The sequence below is a fragment of the Thiohalorhabdus denitrificans genome (genome assembly GCF_001399755.1).
Taxonomy (GTDB): domain Bacteria; phylum Pseudomonadota; class Gammaproteobacteria; order Thiohalorhabdales; family Thiohalorhabdaceae; genus Thiohalorhabdus; species Thiohalorhabdus denitrificans.
The window spans coordinates 359,182-383,071 of the sequence record NZ_LJCP01000010.1; the positions used below are offsets into that span (position 1 = coordinate 359,182).

25 protein-coding genes and 1 tRNA gene are annotated in these 23,890 nt (G+C 67.9%); 4 read left to right on the forward strand and 22 right to left on the reverse strand.

The genetic code is table 11. The annotated features are described in order from the left end of the window. Window positions 1-13: 13 nt before the first annotated feature. The 5 genes from plsX to AN478_RS08375 all read right to left on the reverse strand — a co-directional run bounded on the left by plsX (window position 14) and on the right by AN478_RS08375 (window position 3,664). A complete protein-coding gene (gene plsX, locus AN478_RS08355) occupies window positions 14-1,024 on the reverse strand; it encodes a phosphate acyltransferase PlsX (RefSeq protein WP_054966155.1) in 1,011 nt (336 codons plus the stop codon). Window positions 1,025-1,096: 72 nt separating this feature from the next. After that, window positions 1,097-1,282 carry a 50S ribosomal protein L32 gene (gene rpmF, locus AN478_RS08360; protein ID WP_054966156.1) on the reverse strand — a complete coding sequence of 62 codons (186 nt, stop codon included), beginning with the start codon at window positions 1,280-1,282 and terminating at the stop codon, window positions 1,097-1,099. Window positions 1,283-1,357: 75 nt separating this feature from the next. After that, window positions 1,358-1,921 carry a YceD family protein gene (locus AN478_RS08365; protein ID WP_054966157.1) on the reverse strand — a complete coding sequence of 188 codons (564 nt, stop codon included), beginning with the start codon at window positions 1,919-1,921 and terminating at the stop codon, window positions 1,358-1,360. A 6-nt stretch (window positions 1,922-1,927) separates the two neighbouring features. Next, window positions 1,928-2,647, reverse strand: a complete 720-nt coding sequence (locus tag AN478_RS08370; RefSeq protein ID WP_054966158.1) for an HAD-IIIA family hydrolase — start codon at window positions 2,645-2,647, stop codon at window positions 1,928-1,930. Between the two features lie 39 nt (window positions 2,648-2,686). Further along, window positions 2,687-3,664, reverse strand: coding sequence for an RluA family pseudouridine synthase (locus AN478_RS08375; protein ID WP_054966159.1), 978 nt, complete (start codon window positions 3,662-3,664; stop codon window positions 2,687-2,689). A gap of 359 nt (window positions 3,665-4,023) precedes the next feature. Here AN478_RS08375 and AN478_RS08380 point away from each other — a divergent pair, with 359 nt between their 5' ends. Then, window positions 4,024-6,447, forward strand: coding sequence for an Rne/Rng family ribonuclease (locus AN478_RS08380; RefSeq protein WP_082432969.1), 2,424 nt, complete (start codon window positions 4,024-4,026; stop codon window positions 6,445-6,447). 126 nt (window positions 6,448-6,573) lie between these two features. Here the strand turns inward: AN478_RS08380 and AN478_RS08385 are convergent. The 3 genes from AN478_RS08385 to AN478_RS08395 all read right to left on the reverse strand — a co-directional run bounded on the left by AN478_RS08385 (window position 6,574) and on the right by AN478_RS08395 (window position 9,384). Beyond that, window positions 6,574-6,649, reverse strand: a tRNA-Asn gene (locus AN478_RS08385). Window positions 6,650-6,949: 300 nt separating this feature from the next. Beyond that, a complete protein-coding gene (locus AN478_RS08390) occupies window positions 6,950-7,249 on the reverse strand; it encodes a hypothetical protein (protein WP_054966161.1) in 300 nt (99 codons plus the stop codon). A gap of 113 nt (window positions 7,250-7,362) precedes the next feature. Beyond that, window positions 7,363-9,384, reverse strand: coding sequence for a CocE/NonD family hydrolase (locus AN478_RS08395; protein WP_054966162.1), 2,022 nt, complete (start codon window positions 9,382-9,384; stop codon window positions 7,363-7,365). 455 nt (window positions 9,385-9,839) lie between these two features. Between AN478_RS08395 and AN478_RS08400 the strand changes: the two genes are divergently transcribed. After that, a complete protein-coding gene (locus AN478_RS08400) occupies window positions 9,840-10,553 on the forward strand; it encodes a M23 family metallopeptidase (RefSeq protein ID WP_231627362.1) in 714 nt (237 codons plus the stop codon). Between the two features lie 91 nt (window positions 10,554-10,644). Further along, entirely contained in the window at window positions 10,645-11,214 is a 570-nt protein-coding gene (locus tag AN478_RS08405) for a hypothetical protein (protein ID WP_054966163.1), read from the forward strand. Between the two features lie 137 nt (window positions 11,215-11,351). Here AN478_RS08405 and AN478_RS08410 read toward each other — a convergent pair whose 3' ends face one another. From AN478_RS08410 to AN478_RS08420, 3 genes are read right to left on the reverse strand one after another with little or no spacing between them, the layout of a single operon-like run. Continuing rightward, window positions 11,352-11,690 (reverse strand): DUF2173 family protein, encoded by a 339-nt coding sequence (locus tag AN478_RS08410; RefSeq protein ID WP_054966164.1) that lies wholly within the window; start codon window positions 11,688-11,690, stop codon window positions 11,352-11,354. A gap of 35 nt (window positions 11,691-11,725) precedes the next feature. After that, on the reverse strand, window positions 11,726-12,052 hold the full coding sequence (locus tag AN478_RS08415; RefSeq protein ID WP_054966165.1) for a DUF2173 family protein: 327 nt from the start codon (window positions 12,050-12,052) through the stop codon (window positions 11,726-11,728). A gap of 39 nt (window positions 12,053-12,091) precedes the next feature. Beyond that, window positions 12,092-12,436, reverse strand: coding sequence for a DUF2173 family protein (locus tag AN478_RS08420; protein ID WP_054966166.1), 345 nt, complete (start codon window positions 12,434-12,436; stop codon window positions 12,092-12,094). Between the two features lie 245 nt (window positions 12,437-12,681). Between AN478_RS08420 and AN478_RS08425 the strand changes: the two genes are divergently transcribed. Further along, window positions 12,682-13,641, forward strand: a complete 960-nt coding sequence (locus AN478_RS08425; protein ID WP_231627363.1) for an arginase family protein — start codon at window positions 12,682-12,684, stop codon at window positions 13,639-13,641. Between the two features lie 7 nt (window positions 13,642-13,648). Here AN478_RS08425 and pyrE read toward each other — a convergent pair whose 3' ends face one another. The 11 genes from pyrE to pheA form a co-directional block, all read right to left on the reverse strand. Then, the gene (gene pyrE / locus AN478_RS08430; RefSeq protein WP_054966168.1) at window positions 13,649-14,230 is read right to left on the reverse strand and encodes an orotate phosphoribosyltransferase; all 582 of its coding nucleotides are present in this window, start codon (window positions 14,228-14,230) and stop codon (window positions 13,649-13,651) included. A 32-nt stretch (window positions 14,231-14,262) separates the two neighbouring features. Beyond that, window positions 14,263-14,973, reverse strand: a complete 711-nt coding sequence (pyrF, locus tag AN478_RS08435; protein ID WP_054966169.1) for an orotidine-5'-phosphate decarboxylase — start codon at window positions 14,971-14,973, stop codon at window positions 14,263-14,265. A 93-nt stretch (window positions 14,974-15,066) separates the two neighbouring features. Continuing rightward, entirely contained in the window at window positions 15,067-16,239 is a 1,173-nt protein-coding gene (gene lapB, locus AN478_RS08440) for a lipopolysaccharide assembly protein LapB (RefSeq protein WP_054966170.1), read from the reverse strand. 1 nt (window position 16,240) lies between these two features. Further along, window positions 16,241-16,540 carry a lipopolysaccharide assembly protein LapA domain-containing protein gene (locus AN478_RS08445; RefSeq protein WP_054966171.1) on the reverse strand — a complete coding sequence of 100 codons (300 nt, stop codon included), beginning with the start codon at window positions 16,538-16,540 and terminating at the stop codon, window positions 16,241-16,243. A gap of 219 nt (window positions 16,541-16,759) precedes the next feature. After that, on the reverse strand, window positions 16,760-17,041 hold the full coding sequence (locus AN478_RS08450; RefSeq protein ID WP_054966172.1) for an integration host factor subunit beta: 282 nt from the start codon (window positions 17,039-17,041) through the stop codon (window positions 16,760-16,762). A gap of 38 nt (window positions 17,042-17,079) precedes the next feature. Then, window positions 17,080-17,967, reverse strand: a complete 888-nt coding sequence (gene sppA / locus AN478_RS08455) for a signal peptide peptidase SppA (protein ID WP_176758749.1) — start codon at window positions 17,965-17,967, stop codon at window positions 17,080-17,082. Further along, on the reverse strand, window positions 17,957-19,687 hold the full coding sequence (gene rpsA / locus AN478_RS08460) for a 30S ribosomal protein S1 (RefSeq protein ID WP_054966174.1): 1,731 nt from the start codon (window positions 19,685-19,687) through the stop codon (window positions 17,957-17,959). The genes sppA and rpsA overlap by 11 nt, the downstream gene beginning before the upstream one ends. Before the next feature lie 52 nt (window positions 19,688-19,739). Continuing rightward, window positions 19,740-20,456: a (d)CMP kinase gene (cmk, locus tag AN478_RS08465; protein WP_054966175.1), complete on the reverse strand. Its 717-nt coding sequence runs from the start codon at window positions 20,454-20,456 to the stop codon at window positions 19,740-19,742. 7 nt (window positions 20,457-20,463) lie between these two features. After that, window positions 20,464-21,789, reverse strand: a complete 1,326-nt coding sequence (aroA, locus tag AN478_RS14445) for a 3-phosphoshikimate 1-carboxyvinyltransferase (RefSeq protein ID WP_231627364.1) — start codon at window positions 21,787-21,789, stop codon at window positions 20,464-20,466. After that, window positions 21,776-22,681, reverse strand: a complete 906-nt coding sequence (locus AN478_RS14450; protein WP_054966177.1) for a prephenate dehydrogenase — start codon at window positions 22,679-22,681, stop codon at window positions 21,776-21,778. Before AN478_RS14450 ends, aroA begins: the two co-directional genes overlap by 14 nt. Window positions 22,682-22,696: 15 nt before the next feature. Next, a complete protein-coding gene (pheA, locus tag AN478_RS08480) occupies window positions 22,697-23,800 on the reverse strand; it encodes a prephenate dehydratase (protein ID WP_054966178.1) in 1,104 nt (367 codons plus the stop codon). Window positions 23,801-23,890: the final 90 nt, after the last annotated feature.

The window sequence follows — 23,890 nt, forward strand, 5'->3', positions numbered from 1 at the left end:
TCCCCCGCCCCTGTTATTCGGCCACTTCCAGCATCTGCTGGATCTCGTGGGTAATCCGCCGGTTGACGTTGTTCCGGGCCTCCGAGGCCGCCACCTCGATGGCGCGGGAGAAGGCGTAGCTGTCCGCGCTCCCGTGGCTCTTGACCACGATCCCGTTGAGCCCCAGGAGCATGGCCCCGTTGTATTCCCGATGGTCGGCGCGGCGCTTGAAGTCCTTCAGCACCTTGCGGGCGAGGAAGGCCGCCAGCTTGGAGCTCCACGAGGCGGAGAAGGCCTGCCGCAGGAAATGGGCGAGGAGCTCCGCCGTTCCCTCGGAGGTCTTGAGCGCCACATTGCCCACGAAGCCGTCCGCCACCACCACGTCCGCCTTCCCGGAGAAGATGTCCCGCCCCTCCACGTTGCCGACGTAGTTCATGTCGCTCTCGCGCAGGAGCTGGCCGGCCACCTTCACCACGTCGTTGCCCTTGATGTTCTCCTCGCCGATGTTGAGGAGCCCGATGGAGGGGTCCTCCACCCCGTACACGGCCCGCGAGGCCACCTCCCCCATGACGGCGAACTGGAACAGGTGGTCCGAGTTGCAATCCACGTTGGCGCCCAGGTCCAGCATGAGCACCCGGCTGTCGCGGGTGGGCAGGAAGGTGGCGATGGCGGGTCGATCGATGCCGGGCAGGGTCTTGAGGATCAGACGGGGGATGGCCATGAGGGCGCCGGTGTTCCCGGCGCTCACGAAGCCGTCCACCTCGCCCTCCTTGACCAGGGTGGCCCCCACGTGAATGGAGGAGTCCCGCTTGCTGCGCAGGGCCTGGGAGACATCGTCCTCGGAGGACACCACCTGGCTGGCGGCACGCACCGTGATGCGTTCCTCGGCCTCCAGGCCATGGTCGGCGAGCGACTCCCGGATGGCGTCCTCCAGACCCACCAGGACCAGCTCCAGGTCCGGATGGCGGCCCAGGGCGGCGGACGCCGCCGGGACCACCACGGCTGGGCCGTAGTCCCCCCCCATTGCATCCAGAGCTATGCGCATTGACGTCCCAGGTCGAGGTCGGCGTGGCGGATTCCGTTGGAATCGGCTTCTCAGGGGCCGGTTACGCCCGCTTCAGTCCTCTTCCGCGACGGCCATGACCTGGCGGTCGCGGTAGGAACCGCAGCTCTGGCACACGTGGTGCGGCCGCTTGCGCTCCCCGCACTCCGGGCAGGTGCTCATATTAGCGGGGCGGACGGCGTGATGGGCGCGCCGTTGATCGCGGCGGGCCTTGGAGGTCTTCTTCTTCGGTACGGCCATTTCTGCTCTCCCAAACGTTGGTTCCCGGTCCGTTTCCGGCCGCGGACAGGGACCGCCGAACGGCGGCGTGGGCGGTTATTCGTCTCTCTTCAACTGCGCCAGGACATCGAACGGGCTCTCGCGCGGGGACGAAGAGCAGCCGCATTCTGCCTCGTTCCGATCCGTTCCGCAAACCGGACATATCCCCTTGCAGCCCTCGGCGCACCGCGGGCTGATGGGAAGCTCGAGCAGCCATTCGTCCTCCAGGGACTCCACGAGCTCGAACCGCCCCTCCGGGGCCTCGATCTGTTCATCGGAATGATCGATGACCCAGACCTCGCCCTTCTGGGTCGGATCCCGGTACAGATCGTTCTCGGGATTGGGGTCGATGGTCAGCTGCAGGGCCTCCTGCAGAGGGAACCGGAATCGGGCCCGGCAGGACTCGCACTCCAGCTCCACCGCCCCCTGCACCCGGCCGTGCAGGATGTACACGTCGTTGTTCGGCTCCAGGCGCAGGTCCACCTCCACGCCCTCGCCCACCATCCCGGCCACGGCCTCTTCCAGCCTGGGCAGGGCACTCACGGGGACGAGCCCCTGGAAGAGCAGCCCCTCGGGCGGCACCTGCGCCAGCCGGATCACGGATTCACGAAGTTCACGCATAAGCGACTAATTATATCCTTGTGCCGGTTCGGATTCCAAACCCTCACAACCCAGGTGCCCCAGCACTCCGGGGAAGCTGTCCGCCCAGGCGTGGGGCTCCCAGGGCGCCAGACGCTCCCGTTCGTGGACCCCGTAGGTAACCGCGATCCGGTTGAGACCGGCCCGGTGGGCCATCTCCATGTCGAAGGCGGTGTCCCCCACCAACACGGCCCGTTCCGGCGCCACCTCGGTCTCCTCCAGCAGCTCGCGGACCATGCGGGGATCGGGCTTGGAGCAGGTCTCATCGGCGCAGCGCGTGGCCAGGAAGCGCTCCTCTAGGCCCCATTCCATGAGCATGCGGTCCAGACCGCGGCGGGACTTGCCAGTGGCCACCGCCAGGGTCCGGCCCTCCGCGGCCAGCGCCTCCAGCCCCTCCGCCGCCCCCGGGAAGAAAGGCATGTCCGTGGCCCGATAGGCCTGGAAGCGTCGGCCATAGGCCTCCCGCAGGCGGTCCCGGGTTGGGGTGTCGGCGTGGGGAACAAGGGCCTCGATGGCCTCCTGCAGGCCCAGGCCGATCACCTGCTGCAGCTCCCGGCCGGGCAGCTCCGGCAGGCCCACCTCTCGCAGGCTGGCACGCAGGGTGTCCACGATCACCCCGCGGCTGTCCACGAGGGTCCCGTCCCAGTCGAAAATGATCAGCTCCGCGTCGCGGAGGGACACGGTTTCAAGGCGATGCTCTGGGGTCATGTCCTGTGCCAGGTTTGAATGATCGGCAGGGCTCGCGCCTCAGCCCGAAAGGCGGTCCAGGAGCGCCTTCAGGGGGGCGGGCAGCGGGGCCCGGAAATGCTGGGTTTCTCCGGTCACCGGATGAGGCAGCTCCAGTTCCGCACTGTGCAGGAATATGGACTCCAGCCCCAGCTCCTTCAATGCCCGGTTGGCCTCGCGGTCGCCGTAGAGGGGGTCGCCGGCAATGGGGTGCCCCCAATGGCGGGCGTGGGCCCGGATCTGGTGGGTACGCCCCGTCTCCGGCTCCGCCCGCACCAGGGTGTACCCCGGGAAGGCGCGGAGCACCAGAAACCGGGTGGCCGCCCTGCGGCCGGTCTCCGTATCGACGATCATGGGCCGCTGGCCGCCTCGTTCCGGCCCCCTGCGCAGGGGCGCCTCCTCCACGTGCTCGCCCTCGACCACCCCCCCGACCAAAAGGGCCAAGTAGGCCTTTTTGGCCCGGTTCTCGCGGAAGGCGGCCTGGAGACGGCGCGTGGCCTTGCCGTTCTTTCCGACCACCAGAACACCGGAAGTTCCCCGATCCAGCCGGTGCGCCAACCCCCATTCCACCTCCGGTCGGGCGGCAACCAGAGCCTCGACGATCCCGAACGGGGTGCCGCTTCCGGCGTGGACCGCCAGCCCCGGGGGCTTGTTCAGCACGGCGAGCTCGGCGTCCTCGAACAGGATGGCCTCGATCACCGCCTTTCGGACCCCCTCCGGGACCCTGGCGGCCGGCGGAGCCTCGCGCTCCGTCACCGGCGGGATGCGCACGCGATCGCCCACCCGGAGCCGGGCCGAGGGGCGGCAGCGCTTGCCGTTGACCCGCACTTCCCCCTTGCGAAGCATCCGGTAGATGCGGGTCTTGGGGACACCCTTCAGCCGTCCCAGCAGGAAGTTGTCCACCCGCTGCCCGTCCTGGCCCTCCGCGACATCGACCCAGCGCGGCCCTCCGTTTCCCGCGCCCTCTTTTCGTTTGGCGCCTTCTGCGTCCTTGCTCATGGAATGAGGAATGTCCCTTTGTCCCGCCCTGACGGGCCGGATCCTCGCCAATTGAAAAAAACCAAGCGTTCGGTTACGCTAGTCGTGGAGTATTTTTGCGGGTTTTTCGGGGTGTTAGCCCCGCTGCGCATACCGAATTGAATCGGCCTTTAAGGCCCGGGGAGCCCCCAGAAAATCTTCTCTTGCCAGTATCTTAGCAAGTCCCCCTCCGGCCCCGCGCAGGATGAAACCCGTGCCGAACAGCAAGACGGCGGGCAGGGAATACCACCCCGTCCGCTTCACCAAATTCCAGCGCCGCCGACGCATTCGGCGGCCGCGATCCCATATACCCCAACGGGTGTAGGAGCCGAATACCCAAAATGAAACGGATGCTGATCAATGCCACCAACCCGGAGGAGCTCCGGGTGGCGGTGGTGGACGGCCAGAAGCTTCTCAACCTGGATATCGAGAACGCCGCCCAGCAGCAGAAAAAGGGGAATATCTACAAGGGCCGCATCACTCGGATCGAGGCCAGCCTGCAGGCCGCCTTTGTGGAGTACGGCGGCGACCGCCAGGGCTTCCTGCCCATCAAGGAGGTGGCCCGGGAATATTATCCCCGTGACGAGCAGGGAAAAACCCCCTCCCCCCGCAAGATCCGGATCCAGGACGTCCTCTCCGAGGGTCAGGAGCTGATCGTCCAGGTGGACAAGGAGGAGCGCGGCACCAAGGGCGCCGCGCTCACCACCCTGCCCAGCCTGGCCGGACGCTTCCTGGTGCTCATGCCCAACAACCCCCGCGCCGGCGGGGTCAGCCGGCGGATCGAGGGCGAGGACCGCAAGGAGATGCGCGAGGCCCTCAACACGCTGGAGATCCCGGACGGGATGGGGGTCATAATCCGTACGGCGGGCATCGGCAAGAGCTCCGATCAGCTCCAGCGGGACCTGAACCACCTGCTGCAGCTGTGGCAATCCATCGTGGAGCAGACGGAGCAGCACCCCGCCCCGGTCCTGATCTACCAGGAAGGCAACACCGTCATCCGGGCCCTGCGGGACAACTTCGAGGAGGACATCGGCGAGATCCTGGTGGACGACCCGGAGGTGGTGCAGACCGCCCGGGACTTCATGCAGGCCATCATGCCCGAGTGCGTGAACCGGGTTAAGCCGTACAAGGACTCCATCCCCCTGTTCTCCCGGTTCCAGATCGAGCACCAGATCGACACCGCCTACAGCCGCGAGGTCCCGCTTGACGGCGGCGGCTCGCTGGTCATCGACCCCACCGAGGCCCTGGTGTCCATCGACATCAACTCGGCCCGGGCCACGAAGGGTGCGGACCTGGAGGAGACGGCCCTCCAGACCAACCTGGAGGCCGCCGAGGAGATCCCCCGCCAGCTGCGCCTGCGCGACGTGGGCGGGCTGATCGTCATCGACTTCATCGACATGAAGCGCAAGCGCAACATCCAGGCCGTGGAGGACAAGCTGCGCCAGTCGGTGAAGGTGGACCGCGCGCGCATCAAGGTGGGCAAGATCTCCCGCTTCGGGCTGCTGGAGATGTCCCGGCAGCGCCTGCGGCCGTCCCTCGGAGAGGCCACACACACCGCCTGCCCTCGCTGCAGCGGACAGGGCCGTATCCGGACCACCGAGTCCTCCGCCCTCCACATCCTGCGGGTGCTGGAAGAGGAGACCCTGAAGGAGAACACGGCCTACATCGACACCCGGGTCCCGGTGGAGGTCGGCTCCTACCTGCTCAACGAGAAGCGGGGCATCCTGGCCCAGCTGGAGGACCGCTACCAGGTCCGGATCACCATCATCCCCGACCCCAACATGGTGACTCCCGATTACTCCATGGAGCGGGGCCGGGCCAAGGACGCCGAAGGCAAGGGCGGCCGGGCCCTAAGCTACCAGCGCATCCCCCAGCCCGAGCCGGCGGAGAGCCCCCGCAGCGAGCCCGAGCCGGCCGCGCCCCAGGAGCAGGCGCCCCTCTCCCCCACCGCGGTGGCCCACGCCCCCGCGGCCGAGGAAGGCAAGCAACCGACGGAGGCCGGGCCGGAGGAAGCCTCGCAGGCCACCGAGGCCAAACCGGGCTTCTTGAAGCGGATCATCCAGGCGCTGTTCGGCGAGCAGGCCGGTGAGGAGGCCTCGGGGCTGCAGCCCGAGGCGGAGAAGGCCCCGGCCGAGCCGACGGAAAAGCCCGCTCCCAGCGAGGGCAAGAAAGGCGCCGCGGGCGCCAAGGCGCGGGGTGGCGACCAGGGAGGCGCCCAGGAAGGGAAAGCCGCCTCTTCCGGCCAGAAAGGCGGCGGCCGCAAGGGAGGCAACGGCCAGAAGGCCCCCGCGGAGGCCGCCAAGGCCGAGGAAGGAGGCAAGCAGGGCGGCACCGGCGGCAAGCCCGCCTCCGGCGGGAACGGCCGCAAGCGGAACCGCAAGCCTTCCGGCGGTAACGGCGGCAAGAAGCCGGCCCAGGAGGCTGCCAAGCAGGAGGCCGCCAAGGCCGAGTCCCCCAAGGCGGAAGCCCCGGAAAAGGGCGGCAAGCAAGGCGGCGAGCCCGCCAAGGGCAGGGGTGGCCGCGGAAGCCGGGGCGGCTCCCAGCGCAAGCCTGCCCAGCAAGGGAAGAAAGGCGGCGGCGAGACGGCCCCGAAGCCCAAAGGCGGGGGGGGGCCGGCCTCCGAGCGGGTCACGCCGCCCAAGCCCTCAACGGAGGGCATCCGGGTCCCGGCGCACACGGCCGACTTCTTCGAGGAGACCGAATCCGCCCAGGGCGGCGGCCAGCGGGAGCCCGAGTCCCAAGGCGGTGGAGAGGATTCCCGTTAACCGGCCATGACCGGATCCGCTAACCAGCCCGGGCCAAGCCCGGGCTTTTTTGTGTTGCACGGACCGGCACGCCCGGAACGCAAAAAGGCCCCAGCGGAGTGCTCCGCTGGGGCCTTTTTCAATCTCTGGCTCCCCGGGCCGGACTCGAACCAGCGACAGGGTGATTAACAGTCACCTGCTCTACCAACTGAGCTACCGGGGAAGCGAGATGCGTAAATGTAGCGAATCCCCCTCCCTGTGTCAAACGGGGAGGCTGCCCGCCCGCGGGGCATTTCGCCATCCGGCCGGAATCCGCGATCCCCTCTTAGTGCCTCTAGCGGCCGGGAGGTTCCCGCTCGGTCTCCGGAGACAGGTCAAAACGGCCGCGGCCGTTCCGAAACCGAACCTTGCGGAGCCGGCCCCCTCCCCGGGAATCGATCCAAGGACAAAACCCGGCGCCCCCTAGCCTGGGAGGACAGAGGCTCGAACCAGGAAACGGTTTGCCGGAACCGAGCGTGCCGCCTCAGTTCTGCCGCTCCCGGGGCGGGCGACCCGTCTTCACGCGCTCCAGGCTCTCGAAGGCCTCGCGGAATTTCCGCTCGTTGGACCAACCCAGGTTCTTGAGCGCGGCCCGCACCACCTCGCTGCGGGTGGGTGTCCGCAGGCCCATGCGATCGGCCAGCTGCTGGATGTCGGCGATGAGGGCCTCGTCGCTGTTGGGCAAGGTGAAGGTGCACCGCTGGACCCGCCTTCCACGCCCTCGTCCGCCGCCTTGGGTGGTAGCGCTTCCGCCGGTGGACTCGTTCTCGGTTTCCCTACGCATACCGGATTCCTTATCGAATAAATACTTCATAACTTTGTCCCCCAGGGGCCCGGATGTCCCGGCCACGTCGTCTTTATTTACAGTGGACATACTTATTCCTTCCTGTAAATGGGTTAGACAAGATTCCTGGGAATGGAAGTATTCCAGTTCTTCGAAAAGACCCGGGTGTCCCCTTCGTAGGCGTCCAGCTCGGCGCGGATATAGAAGTTCTCCTCGTCACAGGTCAGGACAGTGCGGGTAAGGGTCTTGACCGCCCAATCCCCCCGCCTGAACCCCCGTATGCAATAGGTCTCGCCGCGAGGGGAGCCGAAATCGTCGTCCTCGTAGGTGTACCACTCGTTGGTCCGCCTCTGGATCTCGGTCCCGGTGGGCTCCAGGCGGTAGGTGCCCTCGTCGTTGATGACCTCCAGAGTGGAGACATCCCCGGCAAGGTCTCGGACCACCGTCCAGCGGTGCTCTTCCGGCTCGAGGAGGGTCATCTCGGTGGAGGGGGCCGCCTCCGGTTCCTCGAACCCCCGCAGGCGCCCGTCCAGTTCCTGCGGCAGGCGCACGGGAGCCTCGAAAAAGGAGGTCCCCGAACGGATGGTCAGCTGCACCGGCTCCGGCGGCGGCCAGGCCAGGGGCCAGTAGGAGGTGGAAATGGAGACCCGCAGTCTGTGGCCTGCGGGGTAGGATTGGGCGATGTCGTTGAGCTGGATGCGGGCCCGGTACCGCTTCCCCGGTTCCAGCGGCGTGGGCTGCTCGTGGCTGTCGCGATGGGTGAGGTTGAGCAGGCCGTAGGTGTTGCGGGTGGCCTTGCCGTCCGGGGCAACATCCGACAGCCGGACGGCAACCATCCCCACGGCCCGGTCCGCCTCCAGGTCCAGCTCGACAACCGGCGCCCCCAGGATCTCCAGGTCCTCCGGGAGGGGGTCGGAGTCGAAGACCAGGGCTCCCCCGTCCTCTTCCCGCTGGTCGTGGGGCAGATCCGGCGGGGCGGTGTAGGAGCACCATTTTCCGGCAAAAAGCCCCACGGAAAGGGGCGATCGGATGCTCATGGGCTGATCCGCCACGGAGGTCCCCGGCTCCTCGAGCTTTCTGGGGGCAAGGGGCATCCGCCGCATCTCGATGTTGGAGGAAGGCCAGGCCTCCTCCCCCACCCACCGGCCGGGACGGAACTTGTACATGGTGGTGGGGGGGACGGAATCCTGCATCCAGACCCGTAGCATGGGCTCGTCCATGATCCCCGTGTCCTCCCCCTTGAGCCAGTAATCCCACCAGCGCAGGGCCTCCTGGAGGAACCCGATGGCCGGCCCGGGCTTGCCCAAGTGGGGATATTTGTGGCTCCAGGGCCCGATCAGGCCCTTTCGGGGCACCCCGAGGTTGGCCAGCATGCGGAACACCGCATTGGTGTAGCCGTCCGCCCAGCCGCTCACGGCGTAGACCGGGCATTGCACCCTCGTGTAATCCTCGCAGATGGACCCATGGAGCCAGTACGCGTCCCGGTTCTGGTGCCGGAGCCATTTTTCGAGCCACAGCCCGGAGCCTTCCAGGCGCTGAAACCACATGTCCCGCCAACGCTCCCCCACGATGGCTGGATCGGGGGGACAGGAGTTGTAGGCGAACATCACGGAGGCCCAGGATAGGTTGTCACCGAGCAGGCACCCGCCCATGTGGTGGACATCGTCCGCATACCGGTCATCGGTGGAGCAGACCGTTATGATCGCCTTCAGCTCCGGGGGCTGGAGCGCGGCCACCTGCAGCCCGTTGAAGCCGCCCCAGGAGATCCCGATCATGCCCACGTTGCCGTCGCACCAGGGCTGCTCCGCCAGCCACCGGATCACCTCCACGCCGTCGTCCAGCTCCTGCCGCAGGTACTCGTCCTCCAGGACCCCATCCGAATCCCCGGATCCCCGCAGGTCCACCCGTACCGCGGCGTACCCGTGCCCGGCGAAATAGGGATGGTTCTGGTCGTCCCGATCCCGGGTCATATCGCGCTTCCGGTACGGGATGTATTCCAGGATGGCCGGCACCGGGTGCTCCTCCGCGTCCTCCGGGAGCCAGATCCGGGCGGCCAGCCGGGTCCCGTCGGACAGAGGGATCCATACGTTCTCCAGCTCCTGAACATGGCGGGGAAAGTCGTGGACGGTCTTCATGGGGCCCTTCCCTGCGTGGTGCAAGAGGTTTCGCTTCCCACCATAGTAAGCACGAAGCGGGGGGAAAGAGCATTCGCCGCAGGGTTTGCGCGGCTTTTTGGCAGGACCTACCGTTTTTGGTTTATATTGCCGCTACCCTCGCAATCGGCCGATGCACGCCGCCGCACCAGAGGAAGGATCGGCCCGGGGGGGAAGGAAAAGGGGGGGAACCAGGATTTGGGGAAGCACGCTCCCCGAACCGGATCCCCCGTTCCGGGGGTCTAAATCATTCCAGGGTGCCTCCCGTCCCCCGGACGGGCGCGGGCACCCTGCAAACATCCGGTTGGAGGAGCAAGGTGGTCCCACAAACCCGATCCTGGCTATTCGGCCTGGCGGCCCTTCTGGTGTTTCCCCAGGCCGCCGGCAGCCCGTCCCCCGTGCAGCTCAAGGGCTCCTTTCAGCAAGGGGGTTTGGTCGTGGGAAAGACGACGCCCGGGACGGAGGTCCGTTTCCGCGGCCGGCCTATCCGGGTCTCGGAGAAGGGGGCTTTCCTCCTGGGGTTCGGCCGGGACGCCCCCAGAAAGGCACAGCTCACCCTGATCAGCCCAGATGGCACTCGGGATTCCGCGGCCATCCCCGTACGGCAGCGCGCATACGCCACCCAGCGCCTGGAAGGCCTTCCCGAGCACAAGGTCACCCCTCTGGCCGAGCACCTGCCCTGGATCCTTCTGGACCGGGCCATGGTCCAGAAGGCCCGGAGCCTGGAATCCCCCTATCCCCATTTCCATGCCGACTTCCGCTGGCCCGTGCACGGGCCCATCTCCTCGGTCTACGGATCGCAGCGGATCCTCAATGGAAAGCCCCGCAAGCCGCACACGGGGGTGGATATCGCCGCCCCCACCGGCACCCTGGTCCGTGCCCCGGCCCCGGGCCGGGTGCGTCTGGCCGAGAAGGGCCTGTTTTTCTCCGGGGGAACCCTGATCCTCGACCACGGCCACGGGCTGAGCTCCTCCTACCTGCACCTCGGAGAGATCCTCGTGAAGGAGGGCGAGCGGGTCGGAAAGGGGGATCCCATCGCCCGGGTGGGGGCCACCGGCCGGGCCACCGGGGCCCACCTGGACTGGCGCATCAACCTGCACGGTTGCAGCCTGGATCCCGCCCTGGTGGCCTCGGGGAGCCCGACCCAGTAACCGCAACGAGCGGCAGACCCGGGCCCACCCCCATGGAAGGGCTCCTTTGCTAGGGTGGATGGAAAGGAGCCCTATACCGGGAGGGTCCCCCATGCGCCTGACCGTCCTTCTCGGAGCCGCAATATGCCTGGTCCTGTCGGCCTGCAGCCCCCTTCGGGAAGGAGAGACCTGGGCGCCCCTGCCCATAGAGCGGCTAAAGCTCGAACCGGTGACCCTCCAGGGCCCGCCTCCCGCGGACCACGCCCGGGAAACCTGCGGCCGCGCCCCGGATCAGCTCCAGGACCACCTGGTGGGCCTGCTCCGTAATCGCCTGGGTCCGGTGGAGCTGGTGCCTCCGGAGGCCGGGGGCGCCCCCGGCAGCGGTACCCTGGAGGTTTCCATCCTCCGCTGCCGCCTGGAAAGCCATCAGTGGGACGTGGGCTCGGCCGAACCGGACATAAGCTTCTACCTGACCCTGAGCCTCCATGTCCGCTTGCTGGATCCCGAGGGGGAGGTCTTGCTGGAGCGTATGGCGGAAACGGTGGAACAGGCCCACACCGACACCCCTACCCCGCTGTACGAGCTGAACAACTACCCGCCGGCGCGCTGGGTGGCCGACCTGTTCTCCGAGGGGCGCTACCGGAAGAGCCAAACGGACCCCGCCGCCCTGCCCTCGCCCTAGCGGGGTCTTCCCGAGCCGGTCCCGGGAACGGCGTCCAAAAGCTGGTCGGGGGAATGGGGCAACGAAGTGGTCGGGAAGGAAACGGCCAGGGGGTCGGGCTGGCCCCGAACCCCCCGGCAGGGGAAGCGGCTTCCGGATCAGTAGTGGGCCAAGTGGTTCAGGACCCGGTAAAGCTCGTTGTAGGATACCTCGGCATTCCGCACGATGCAGGCGAACTCGCCCAGGGCCCAGATGCTGTATTCATCTCCGTGCATGGCCCAGCCTTCCGGCGGCGTCCATCCCCGCATCCCCGAATACGCGGCGAACAGATCCGCTTCCTGCTGCATAAGTTGGTTGGTGGCGCTACACATGTCCGAAGCGAGATCCGCATTCGCGGAGGAAATGTCCCCAACCTGCTGGGCCAGGGATCCATCCTCCCGGAAGCGGACCGCCGCAATCGTCCCCTTTACCTGCATGAGCTCGTCAAGGTTCGCCATTGCCTGGCCTCCTTCCGGATCGGTACGTTCGGGGGTCAGCCACCCATGACCTGGAAGGCCCGGTCATAATCGGCGTCCCTTTTCCGCAGAAAAACCGCCTGGTCCCCGTAGGAGGCCACGGCGAAATCCAGGCCCATGAAGGCGAAGCCCCGTTCGGGGTAGAAGCCCTTTTGCCCGGTGAGACGCCCCCAGCCGTCGGCCTGCATCCGGAAGATCCCCATATTGGCCGCGCACATCTGGGCCGCCATGGAGGCCAGATCATCCGTCAGGTCGCCGCGGAAGTCCTTGATCTCGCCCTGGCTGTCGAACTGGATGGCGGCAACCGCCCCAGGAAGCTCCATCAACTCGTCCAGTTTGGTCATTGCGATTCCCCTTTCTGGTTTATTTCTCGGAAGAGGCCCTCAGGGCTTCAACGGCCGGGCGACGCTGTCCACGGCCTCCGAGACCTGATTGAGGGACGCCTCCTCCCGGTTCAGGAAGCAGGCGGTGTCGCCCTTGACGTAGACCCCGAGCTCCGGCCCTAACATGGCCCAGCCCTCGAAGTTCTTCCATTCCGGCTGCCGCGAATAGTCGGCAAAGAGCCGCCCCTGCATCTGCATGAGAGAGGAGTTCGAGTAGCACATATGGGCGGCCATCCGTGCCTGATCCTCTGAGATATCCCCCTTGTAGTCATTAAGCTCCCCCTTGGGGGAAAATATAACCACCCCCAGGACCCCCGGAACACTGAGAACCTCTTTGATCTTCAAAGCACCCTCCTTCCAATGCGCCTTGATCCAAATCAAGGCCCTTTCTTAATTTCAGTTCGCCACCAATACTTTATCCTGTCAAACCAAAAAAACCTTTTATTATTTAAAGGGACGCCAATATTAAAAGGTTGTCATACATTTTTATTGCCGGGTATTGGGACTTTCCCCCATGGCCGGCGTAGGCAGGGCTTCTGGATCCAGTGGGATGAAAGGCCGGAAACACCAGAGAAGACGGAGGCAGGACAGTGAGCGAGGTCCAAAACGGACAAGCCTGCATGTACCTCGGAGCCACCCTGGGGGCCTATGGCTTCGGCGGGGGCCATCCCTTCGGCCGGGACCGGATGGAGGCCTTCCAGCGCCGCGCGGCGGAGAAAGGCCTGGAGGAGCTGGTTCGGGTCTGCTCCCCGGTCACCGCCGGTCGGGACCTTCTGGAGCGCTTCCACGCCCCGGAATACGTGGAGCGGGTCCGGACCCTTGCGGAGCGTGGTGGAGGTTACCTGGACCTGGGGGATACCCCGGCGGAACCGGGCATCTTCGAGGCGGGGTCAACCGTGGTGGGGAGTGCGGTGGACGGCGCGGAACGCCTGTTACGTGGGGATTGCACCGCGGTCTTCGTGCCCATCGCCGGACTGCACCACGCCCGCCGGGACCGCGCCTCAGGGTTCTGCGTGTTCAACGATTGCGGGGTCGTGATCGAAACCCTGAAGCGGGACCACGGGCTGCAGCGGATCGCCTACGTGGACATCGACGCCCACCACGGCGACGGGGTGTTCTACGAATTCGAAGCGGATCCGGCCGTGTGGATCGCGGATATCCACCAAGACGGCCGCACCCTGTTTCCCGGCACGGGGGACGCGGAGGAGCGGGGGAAAGGGGCGGCGGAGGGCACTAAGCTGAACCTGCCCCAGCAACCGGGAGCGGACGAAGGGGACTTCCGTACCGCCTGGGAGGAAGTGGAGGCCCATCTGGACCGGGCGCGTCCCGAATTCATCATCCTTCAGTGCGGGGCCGACAGCCTGGCCGGGGATCCCCTCACCGACCTGGCCTTCTCGCCGGCCACCCATGCCCGGGCCGCCGCCCGCCTGCAGGAACGGACCGCCTCCTGCCGCGGCGGCCTGCTGGCCCTGGGGGGAGGGGGATACAACCGCGAGAACCTCGCCGAAGCCTGGACGGAGGTGGTCGCCGCCCTGGCCCGCGTCTCCTGAGCCGAGCCTAGGCCCCGCGGCTGCCCGGCTTCTCCAGGGGCAGGCCTTCGGCGCACAGGGGGCAGTCGGCGGGCTCCCAGGCCTGGACCTCCAGCCCTACCAGGGCGTACAGGGGCAGCCCGTTCAGGTCGGCCTGCCCGTCGGAGCGGTCCACGAGGCAGCCGCAGCCGGCGATCTCGATGTCCTTCTCCTTCAGCGCCTCGTGGCACTCCCGGATGGAGGTACCCGTGGTGAGGATGTCGTCCATGATGAAGACCCGGGCCCCCGCCGGTAGCTGGAAGCCACGCCGGAGCTGCATGGCCCCCTCCTTGCGCTCCGTGAACTGGCCGTAGGCACCCAGGGCGCGGGCCAGCTCGTAGGCCACCACCACTCCGCCCAGGGCCGGTCCCACTACGTACTGGATTCCCTCCGGCAGGCGCTCCGCCAGCGCCCGGCACAAGGTCTCCGCCTTGCGGGGATCCTGCAGCACCAAGGCCGACTGCAGGTAACGGTTGCTGTGGAGGCCGGAGGAGAGCTGGAAATGGCCCTCCAGCAGGGCTCCGCTCTCGCGGTAGAGGTCGAGGAGCGCTTCCGGGGATTGGGCTTCCATGGCGTGCGAGGTTCTCCTTTGGGTTGGTCGGATCAGGTGCCGCCGGCGGCGGCGTCCATCTCGGCGATCAGGGAGCTCCAGGCCCGGGCGGGGTCCTCGGCCCGGGTGAGCGGCCGGCCCACCACCAGGTAATCGGCCCCGTCGGCCACCGTCCGACCCGGCGTGGCGGCCCGGCGCTGGTCGTCCGCCCCCGCCCCGGCCGGACGCACCCCGGGGGTGACCAGGAGGAAGTCCGGCCCGAGCTCCTCCCTCAGCATCGGGACCTCCATGGGGCTGGCCACCACCCCGTCCAGTCCGGCCTCCCGGGCCAAGCGGGCCAGGCGGAGCACCTGGTTCTCGGGATCACCTTCCACCCCGACGGCCCGCAGCTCTCTGGCATCCATGCTGGTCAGGACCGTGACCCCGATTAGCCAGGGCCGGGCCTCCGATCCCTCCAGGGCCTCACGGGCGGCCTCCAGCATGCGCGGCCCGCCACTGGCGTGCACATTGACCATCCATGCGCCGATATCGGCCGCGGCCCGAAGGGCCCCTGCCACCGTATTGGGGATATCGTGGTATTTGAGGTCGAGGAAGACCTCACGGCCGCGGTCCCGCAGCTCCTCCACCACCCGGGGCCCGGACCGGGTGAAAAGCTGCTTGCCCACCTTCACCCGGCGGTTCTCCTCCGGCAGGCGGTCCAGCATCTCCCGGGCCTGAGCCCAATCCGGCGCATCCAGGGCCGTGATGACGCGGTCGCTCCACATGGCGGTCCTCTCCCCTGCCCCAAGAAATGGTTCCAGAGCCCCGGATTCCCGGGGCCCAAATGCCCGTCCGGAAATGGAAAACGGAAGGCGCGGTCAGGCGGCCTGCAGCTCCAGGGTGCCCCAGTTGCGGCACTGGGGGCACTTCCACTGCATGTAGGCGCTCTTGAAGCCGCAATTGGTGCAGACGAAGCGCGATTGCCGGGCTCGGGCACGCTCCAGGTAGGGTTCAACAACCTCCAGGACCGCCCGGCATTCCTCGCCCCGCTCCTGCAGGTCCTTCCACATCCCCACGTAAGAGCTGACCAGCTCCGCGCTGTTCGGGTGCCGGGCCAGGCCCTCGGCCACGTACCGCAGGGCCTCCTCCGCCCCCACCTCGCGGGCGAGGTGGACGGTCAGGGCCGCAAACAGCGAGGGGTGCTCGGCGGACTCCAGAGTGTCGGACAGGAATTTCCGGAGCGCCTCGGTCTCGCCCATCCGGTGATAGGCCGCCACCAGGTCGTCGAGGACAAGCACCAAGTGCTGCGGCTGCTGCCGCACGATGCGCTCCCACTCGCGGACGGCCTTGCGGTCGTTGCCCTTCAGGCTGTGCAGCTGTCCCGCCAGGATGCTCGCCCGAACGCAGGCGGCATCAACGGCATGGGCGCGGCGGATGGCCTGCTGGGCGCGGGAGAGATCGTTCCGGGCCAGGGCCTCGGACGCCATCTCGCAATGAATGAGGCTTTCGGCTACCGGATCCCCGTGGCCCCGGATACGGGCCAGTTGCTTGCGCCACTCCAGGGCCTCCGGCCATTCGCGCTCCTGCTCGGTGATCTCCACCAGTGCCTGCACCGCCGGGGTGTAATGGCGGTTCCGCTCCACCAGCTCGGAGAACACCTGCCGGGCGCGGTCAAGCAGCCCGGCCTTCTGGTAGTCCAGCCCCAGCTGGTACATGGCGTGGTCGCGCTGGTCCCGGGCGAGATTGGGGCGCGCGATCAGGTTCTGGTGGATGCGCAGGGCCCGATCCACCTCTCCCCGCCGCCGGAACAGGTTCCCCAGCGCCAGGTGCGCATCCACCGTCTCGGGCTCCACCCGGGCAACGTTGAGAAAGGCCTCGATGGCCTGCTCGGGCTGCTCGTTGAGCAGGTGGTACAGACCCTGGAAATAGGAGGGGGAGCTTCCGTCCTGGCGAGCCGCGGCGGGAGGCTCCACCGAGCGCCACCGGCCCCAGAAGTAACCGACCCCGGCGGCCAGAGCCAGGAGCAGCCCGCCGGTCCAGAGCTCCGGCATGTCAGGGCTCGTCCTTGAGCGGCAGCTTACGCAGCCGCCCCAGCTCCTGTTCCATGTCTTCCATACGGCGCCGGATCCGCCGGACCTCGCGGTGGCGACTGAGCAAGGGGAAGCTCGCCACCAGGCCCCCGAGAAGGACCCCAACCAGCAGTACAACGATCATCACCAGGCTGACGGGAAACGGCCCCAGGTGGATCCCGAAGTAGTAATGGATCTCCACCCCTTGCGGGTTCTTCAGGGCAAAGCTCACCCCGATCAGGAAGACAACCAGGAAAAGCAAGGCGCTCAGGGTGCGTTTCACGAATCCTCCTGTTCCAACGCGGGCCGCAGCCAGGACAATCCAAGGGCAAGTAGAGGCGGGACGCTCGGGGGCGCCGGATACGGGGGCAAGACCCGGCGCCCCGGCCTCACCCAGTAAGGGGGATCCGGTCATGGATGGGCGGGCAACCGGGGGTCGTAGCCCCGTTCGAGAGGGTACCCACCGACTACCGAGGCGTCCACCGCCCGGGCCAGGCGGGATTCAGCCCTGGTCCACCTCCTCCCGGAGGCTCTTCCCGGCTCGGAAGAAGGGAACCCGCTTGGGTGGCACATCCACGGTCTCCCCGGTCTTGGGGTTCCGGCCCCGCCGGGCGGCCCGGCTCTTGGTCCCGAAGCTGCCGAAGCCCCGCAGCTCGATCCGGCGATCGGCAGCGATCTGCTCACTAAGATAGTCAAAAAGGGTATTAACGGCTACCTCGGCGTCCTTGCGGGTGAGGTAATCCAGCCGCTCACACACACGGTCGATCAAATCGGATTTGGTCATGGTCGCCACCTTGCTATGCGCCGTTACGCTTTGGCGATTCACCCCCCCTGGTACAGGTACCGGGGCTCGGGGGCAAAGCGTAGCTGCAGCCAATTGAAAAGTCCGGCAGGAAGGACCTGCCGCAGCCAGCCCTCGGGGGCCTCCAGGGTGCGGATGGGCGCTTCGGGACCCAGCTGGGCCTCCTCGCGCAGCCATTGGAGGGCCGTTTCCCGGCCCCCGACCGCATCCACCAACCCGGAGGACCGGGCCTGGCTTCCGGAGAACACCCGACCATCGGCCAGGGGGCGAACCTCCCCCGGCTCCATGCCGCGCTCCTCGGCCACCATGGCCACGAACTGGCCGTGCAGCTCGTCCACCATGGACTGGAGGTAATCGCGATCCTCCTCGCTCATCTCGCGCAGGGGAGACCCGGCATCCTTGAATCTCCCTGATTTAATGATACGCGGCACCACACCAATCTTGTCCAGCAGGGGATAGACCCCGGTGCTCATCATGATGACGCCGATGGATCCCGTGAGCGTGGAATCCAGAGCAAAGATCCGGTCGCCGCCCAGGGCCACCATATATCCTCCGGAGGCGGCCATATCGCCCAGGGAGACCGCCACCGGCTTCTCCTCCGACAGCCGGGCCACGGCCTTGTACAGGGACTCGGAGGCCCCCACTCCACCCCCGGGGCTGTTGACCCGGAGCAGTACCCCCTTCACCTCGGGACGCTCCCGGGCGTCCTCGATCAGGCTGAGGGTGGGCTCGGCGCTCAGGATCGGCCCCTGGATCTCCACCTCGGCCATGTGGGACTGGGTGGCGACCGACCCTCCCCCGGAGAAGATCCCCAGGAGGCCGCTGGCGACAAGAAACAGAAGGCCGCCTGTCAACCAGGCGGCCTTGCTGTCGCGAGAAGGGTGACGGGAACGCGGTTCAGCCGTCATCCTCTCCATCTTTCTTCATCATCTGTTCTTTGAGGAGGTCACCCAGGCTGGTGGTCCCGGAGGCGGCCGCCTTGGATTGGTAATCCTTCACGGCCTCCTTCTCCTCAACCTTATCCTTATCCTTGATGGACAGGTTGATCATGCGGTTGCGCCGGTCCACGCCGGTGACCTGGGCCTCCACCTTCTGGCCGGCGACCAGGGCGGAGCGGGCGTCCTCCACGTGGTCCTGGGAGATATCCGCAACCCGGACGAAGCCCTCCACATCGTCGGCCAGGTGGACGCGGGCCCCCTTGGGCTCCACCTCGATCACCTCGCCCTCGATGACGGTGCCCTTGTCGTGCTCGGCCACCCAGTTGCTGAAGGGATCATCGGAGAGCTGCTTGACGCCGAGGCTGATGCGCTCCCGCTCGGGATCCACGGAGAGCACCACGGCCTCCACCTCCTCGCCCTTCTGGTACTGGCGGACGGCCTCTTCGCCGGCCTCGCTCCAGGAGAGGTCGGAGAGGTGCACCAGGCCGTCGATGCCGCCGGGAAGGCCCACGAAGATGCCGAAATCGGTGATGCTCTTGACCACACCCTGCACCCGGTCGCCCTTGGCGTGGGTCTGGGCGAACTCCTCCCAGGGGTTGGACTGGCACTGCTTCATGCCCAGGGAGATGCGGCGGCGCTCCTCGTCGATGTCGAGGATCATCACCTCCACCTCGTCGCCGGGCTGCACCACCTTGGAGGGATGGACGTTCTTGTTGGTCCAGTCCATCTCGGAGACGTGCACCAGACCCTCGACGCCCTCCTCCAGCTCCACGAAGGCGCCGTAGTCCGTGATGTTGGTGACCTTGCCCCAGACCCGGCTGCCCTCGGGGTAGCGCCGCGGCAGGTCGGCCCAGGGATCCTCGGTGAGCTGCTTGAGGCCGAGACTGATGCGCTCGCGTTCCTTGTCGAACTTGAGGATCTTCACCTCGATCTCGTCGCCGACGTTGACCATCTCGGAGGGATGGTTGACCCGCTTCCAGGCCATGTCGGTGATGTGCAGCAGGCCGTCGAGGCCGCCGAGGTCGATGAACGCGCCGTAGTCGGTGAGGTTCTTGACGATGCCCTTGACCGTCTGACCCTCTTCCAGGCGGTCCATGAGCGCCTTGCGCTCGGCGCTGCGCTCCTCCTCCACCACGGCCCGGCGGGACACCACGGCGTTGTTGCGCCGGCGGTCCAGCTTGATGACCTTGAAGTCGAGCTTTTTGCCTTCGAGGTAGGTGGCGTCGCGGACGGGCCGCACATCCACCAGAGAGCCCGGCAGGAAGGTGCGGATGCCGTTGATGTCGACGACGAAACCGCCCTTGACCTTGCCGGTGAGCACACCCTGAACCACTTCGTCGTTGTTGTAGGCCTGCTCCAGCTCGTTCCAGGCACGGGCCCGCAGGGCCTTGGCCCGGGAGAGCCGGGTCTCGCCGAAGCCGTCGTCCACGGCCTCGACGCAGACCTCCACCTGGTCCCCCACATCCACGGCGATCTCGCCGTTCTCGTCCATGAACTCCTGGAGAGAAACGAGGCCTTCGGACTTGAGGCCGGCATGGACGATCACTTCCTTTTCGTCCATGCCCACAACTTCTCCGGTGATGATCTCGCCGGACTGGATCTCCTCCTCGTTGAGGCTCTCCTCGAGAAGGGTGGCGAAATCGGGCTCGCCGGGGGCTTGGGTGGGGGTTTGGGTGTTGGTCTCAGGCATAAAAGGTTGCCACTCCTGGTGAAAATTTCTGGGACCCGTGGGTCCCGGCTCCTCAACCGTCCGCGAACTTCTCGGGGAGGCTCTGGCGTACCCGGCGCAGGGTCTCGGCCACCACCTCCTCTATGGAAATGTCCGTGGTATCAATAACATATGCCCCTTCGGAGGGGCGCAGGGGCGCCACATTCCGATGGGTATCCCGCTCGTCCCTTTGACGGAGCTCCTGCGTTATTCGTTCCAGACTAACATCACAACCCTGGCCCCTCAACTGTTCATAACGCCTTCGGGCCCGTTCCTCCGGGGTCGCGGTCAGGAACACCTTGGCCGGCGCCTCCGGGAACACCACCGTCCCCATGTCCCGGCCGTCGGCCACCAGGCCGGGCGGCTCGCGGAAGCGCCGCTGCAGGTCCAGCAGGCCGTCCCGGACCGGCTTCATGGAGGCAACGATGGAGGCGGCCTCGCTTACCGGCCCGCTGCGCAGCTCCTGGGTCACCTCCTGCTTGCCGATGAAGGTCCGCACCGGTCCCTCGGCCTCCGGCTGGAAACGGATCTCCAGGTTCCGCGCCAACGTTCCGAGCTCCTCGGCGTGCGCGGCTTCCAGGGGGATGCCGGCCTGGATCGCGGCCCAGCCCACGGCGCGGTACAGGGCGCCGCTATCCAGATAATGCCAGCCCAGCTCCCGGGCCAGCAGGTTCGCCAGGGTCCCCTTGCCCGTACCGCTGGGGCCATCGATGGTTACTACCGGTGCGGAATCTTCCCCGTTGCCTGCCATGCTCCCCTCAGTCCTTGTCCGCTTCGATCTCAAGGCCGGCCGACCGGGCCACCGCGAGGAAATCCGGGAAGGAGGTCCGGATGGCCGCGGCCCCCGTCACGGTTATGGGTGCGGAGGCCGCCACGGAGGCCACGGCGAAGGCCATGGCCACGCGGTGGTCGCCATGGGCGTCCACGGTTCCGCCCCCGATGGGCCCGCCGTCGATGACGATGCCGTCCTCCAGGGGCTCGGCGGCAATGCCCAGGGCCCGCAGCCCGTCGGCCATGACCTGGATGCGGTCGCTCTCCTTGATCCGGAGCTCGGCGGCACCCCGCAGGACGGTGCGCCCGCGCGCGGCGGCGGCGGCCACGAACAGAACCGGAAATTCGTCGATGGCGAGGGGCACGAGGTGCTCGGGGATCTCGATCCCCTCCAGCTCCCCACCTCGGACCCGCAGGTCCGCCACCGGTTCCCCGCCGTAGGTGCGCTCGTTGCGGACCTCGATCCCCGCGCCCATGGCCAGCAGGATGTCCAGCGCACCCCGCCGGGTGGGGTTTATCCCCACCCCCTCCAGGGTAAGATCGGAGCCGGGCTGCAGGGCCGCGGCCACCAGGAAGAAGGCCGCCGACGACAGATCCCCTGGAATGGTGAGGTCGGCGGCCCGCAGGCGCCCGCCCCCCTCCAGGCAGACCGTCGCCCCCTCCTGACGCAGGGGGTAGCCGAAGGCCGCGAGCATGCGCTCCGTATGGTCCCGGGTGGGGGCGGGCTCGGTGACGCAGGTCTCGCCCTCCGCGTATAGCCCCGCCAGCAGCACCGCCGATTTCACCTGCGCGGAGGCCACCGGAAGGTCGTAGCGAATGCCTCGCAGCCCTTCGGCGGGGGCGACGCGCAGCGGCGGGCGGCCGCCCTCTTCCAGGGCGGTGATCCGGGCGCCCATGCTTCCCAGCGGCTCCGCCACCCGCCCCATGGGCCGGTTGCACAGGCTGGCGTCGCCGGTAAGCTCCGCGGCGAAGGGCTGGGCGGCGAGCAGCCCGGCCAGCAGGCGCATGGAGGTCCCCGAGTTGCCCATGTCCAACGGCGCCTCCGGGGCCCGCAGGCCGTCCATACCCACGCCGTGGATCACCAGCCGCCCGTCCTCGGGGCCCTCGATGCGCACCCCCATGGCCCGGAAGGCGGCCAGCGTGGCCAAGCAGTCCTCCCCGGCCAGGAAGCCCTCCACGTGGCTCACTCCCTCGGCCAGGGCCCCGAACATTACGGCGCGATGGGAGATGGACTTGTCGCCCGCCACCGCCACGGTGCCGCCGATGCGCCCGCCCCGGGCGACGAGCCGATCCTCCTGATCACTGCTGGTCATCTTGCTCCTCGTCGGCATGGACCCGGGGCGGCAGGCCGCGCCGCAGGGCGCGGGCCTCCCGGAAAAAGGCCTCCAGGGCGTCGCCGTCCCCGGCGGCGATGGCGCGGCGCAGGTCGTCCAGCCGGGCCTCGAACCGGTCGATCATCTCCAGCAGGGGCCCGGCGTTGGCCAGGGCGATATCCCGCCACATCACCGGGTCGCTGCCGGCGATCCGGGTCAGATCGCGGAAGCCCCCGGCGGCGAACCGCCCCAGGCGCTCGGGCTCGTCGAGCCCCCCGAAGGTCCGGATCAGGCTGAAGGCGAGCATGTGGGGCAGGTGGCTGGTGGCGGCCAGGACGTGGTCGTGCTCCTCCGGCCCCATGGTCACCACCTCGCTGCCCACCAGGCGCCACAGGGCCGAAAGCCGCTCCAGGGCCGGCGCGGGGGTCTCCTCCGTGGGGGTCAGAATGCACAGCGCCCCCTGGAACAGGTCCTCCAGGGCGGCCTCCACCCCGGAGTCCTCGGTCCCGGCCAGCGGATGCCCCCCGAGGAAGCGGCCTCGGCCCTGGAGGCGGGCCTCCGCCTCCGCCGCCACGCGGCCCTTCACGCTGCCCACGTCGGTGACCAGCGTGTCCTCCCCGAGCCCCGGCGCGATGGCCTCCAGCACCGCGCCGAAGCTGCCCACCGGCACCGCCACCACCACCACGTCCGCCCCCTGGGCCCCTGTGGCTGGATCCCCCTCGACGCGGTCCACCAGCCCCCGTTGGAGGGCGCGCTCGCCGACGGCGGCGGAGGCGTCCACCCCCACCACCTCGTCCACCTCCCCGCACCGGCGCAGGGCCAGCCCCAGGGAGCCGCCGATCAGCCCGAGGCCGACGACGGTGACGCGGTGAAAAGCATCCTGCCCGCTCATGGCCCCGGCCAACCGTCAGCGGGCCCGGGGGTAGGAGCCCAGGACCTTGACCGCGGCCCCGCCCTCGGTCACCCCTTCCAGGGCCTTCTGGACGGTGGGCTCCTCCCGGTGACCCTCCAGGTCCAGGAAGAAGACGTATTCCCACAGGGAGGACCGCGCCGGGCGGGAGACGATCTTGGTCAGGTTGACCCCGGCCCGGGAGAAGGGCTGCAGCACCTGAAACAGGCTCCCGGGCCGATTGGGCGCCGAGATCACGATGGAGGTCTTGTCGTTGCCGGAGACCCCGGCGCCCTCCTCGCCGACCACCACGAAGCGCGTGGTGTTGTCCGGCTCGTCCTCGATACCGGCCGCCAGGATGGGGAGCTCGTACAGCTCCGCCGCCGCGGCGCCGGCCACCGCCGCGCTTTCCGGCTCCTGGCTGGCCCGCCGCGCCGCTTCGGCGTTGCTGGGCACCTCCACCCACTCCACCCCGTCCAGATGGGCGTGCAGCCATTCCCGGCATTGGGCCCGGGTCTGCGGGTGCACGTAGAGCCGCTGGATGGCCCCGATGCTTCCGGCGTGGCTCATCAGGTGGTGCTCCACCCGCAGCGCCACCTCCCCGCAGATCTGAAGGCTGGTGCGCATGAGCTGGTCGAGGGTGGCGTTCACAACCCCCTCGGTGGAGTTCTCCACCGGCACCACCCCGTAATCGGCGGTACCCGCCTCCACCTCGCGGAACACCTCGGCGATGGCGGCCACCGGATGCTCCTCCACCGCGTGGCCGAAATGCACCTGCACGGCGGTGTGGGTGAAGGAGGCCTCGGGCCCGAGGAACGCGATGCGCAGCCGGCGCTCCAGGGCCAGGCAGGAGGACATGACCTCGCGGAAGATCCGGACCATGTCCTCGTCGGGGAACGGACCCTCGTTGCGCTCGGCGACGCGGGCGAGGATCTGGGCCTCCCGCTCGGGCCGGTAGAAAGGCCCGCCGTTGGACTCCTTGATGCGGGCGATCTCCAGGACCCGTGCGGCGCGCTGGTTGATGAGCCGCTGGACCTCCGCGTCCAGGCGGTCGATTTCCTGGCGCAGCTCCTCCTGGCGGCCATCGCTTTCGCCGTTATGGGATGGACCGTCTTGGCTCACGGCTGATTCCGTTCTCCACCTGTTGGAAGGTTGGGCTCCGCGGCCTGGCAAAAACGGGGCCGGACCCGTCAACCGGTCCGGCCCGCCAAT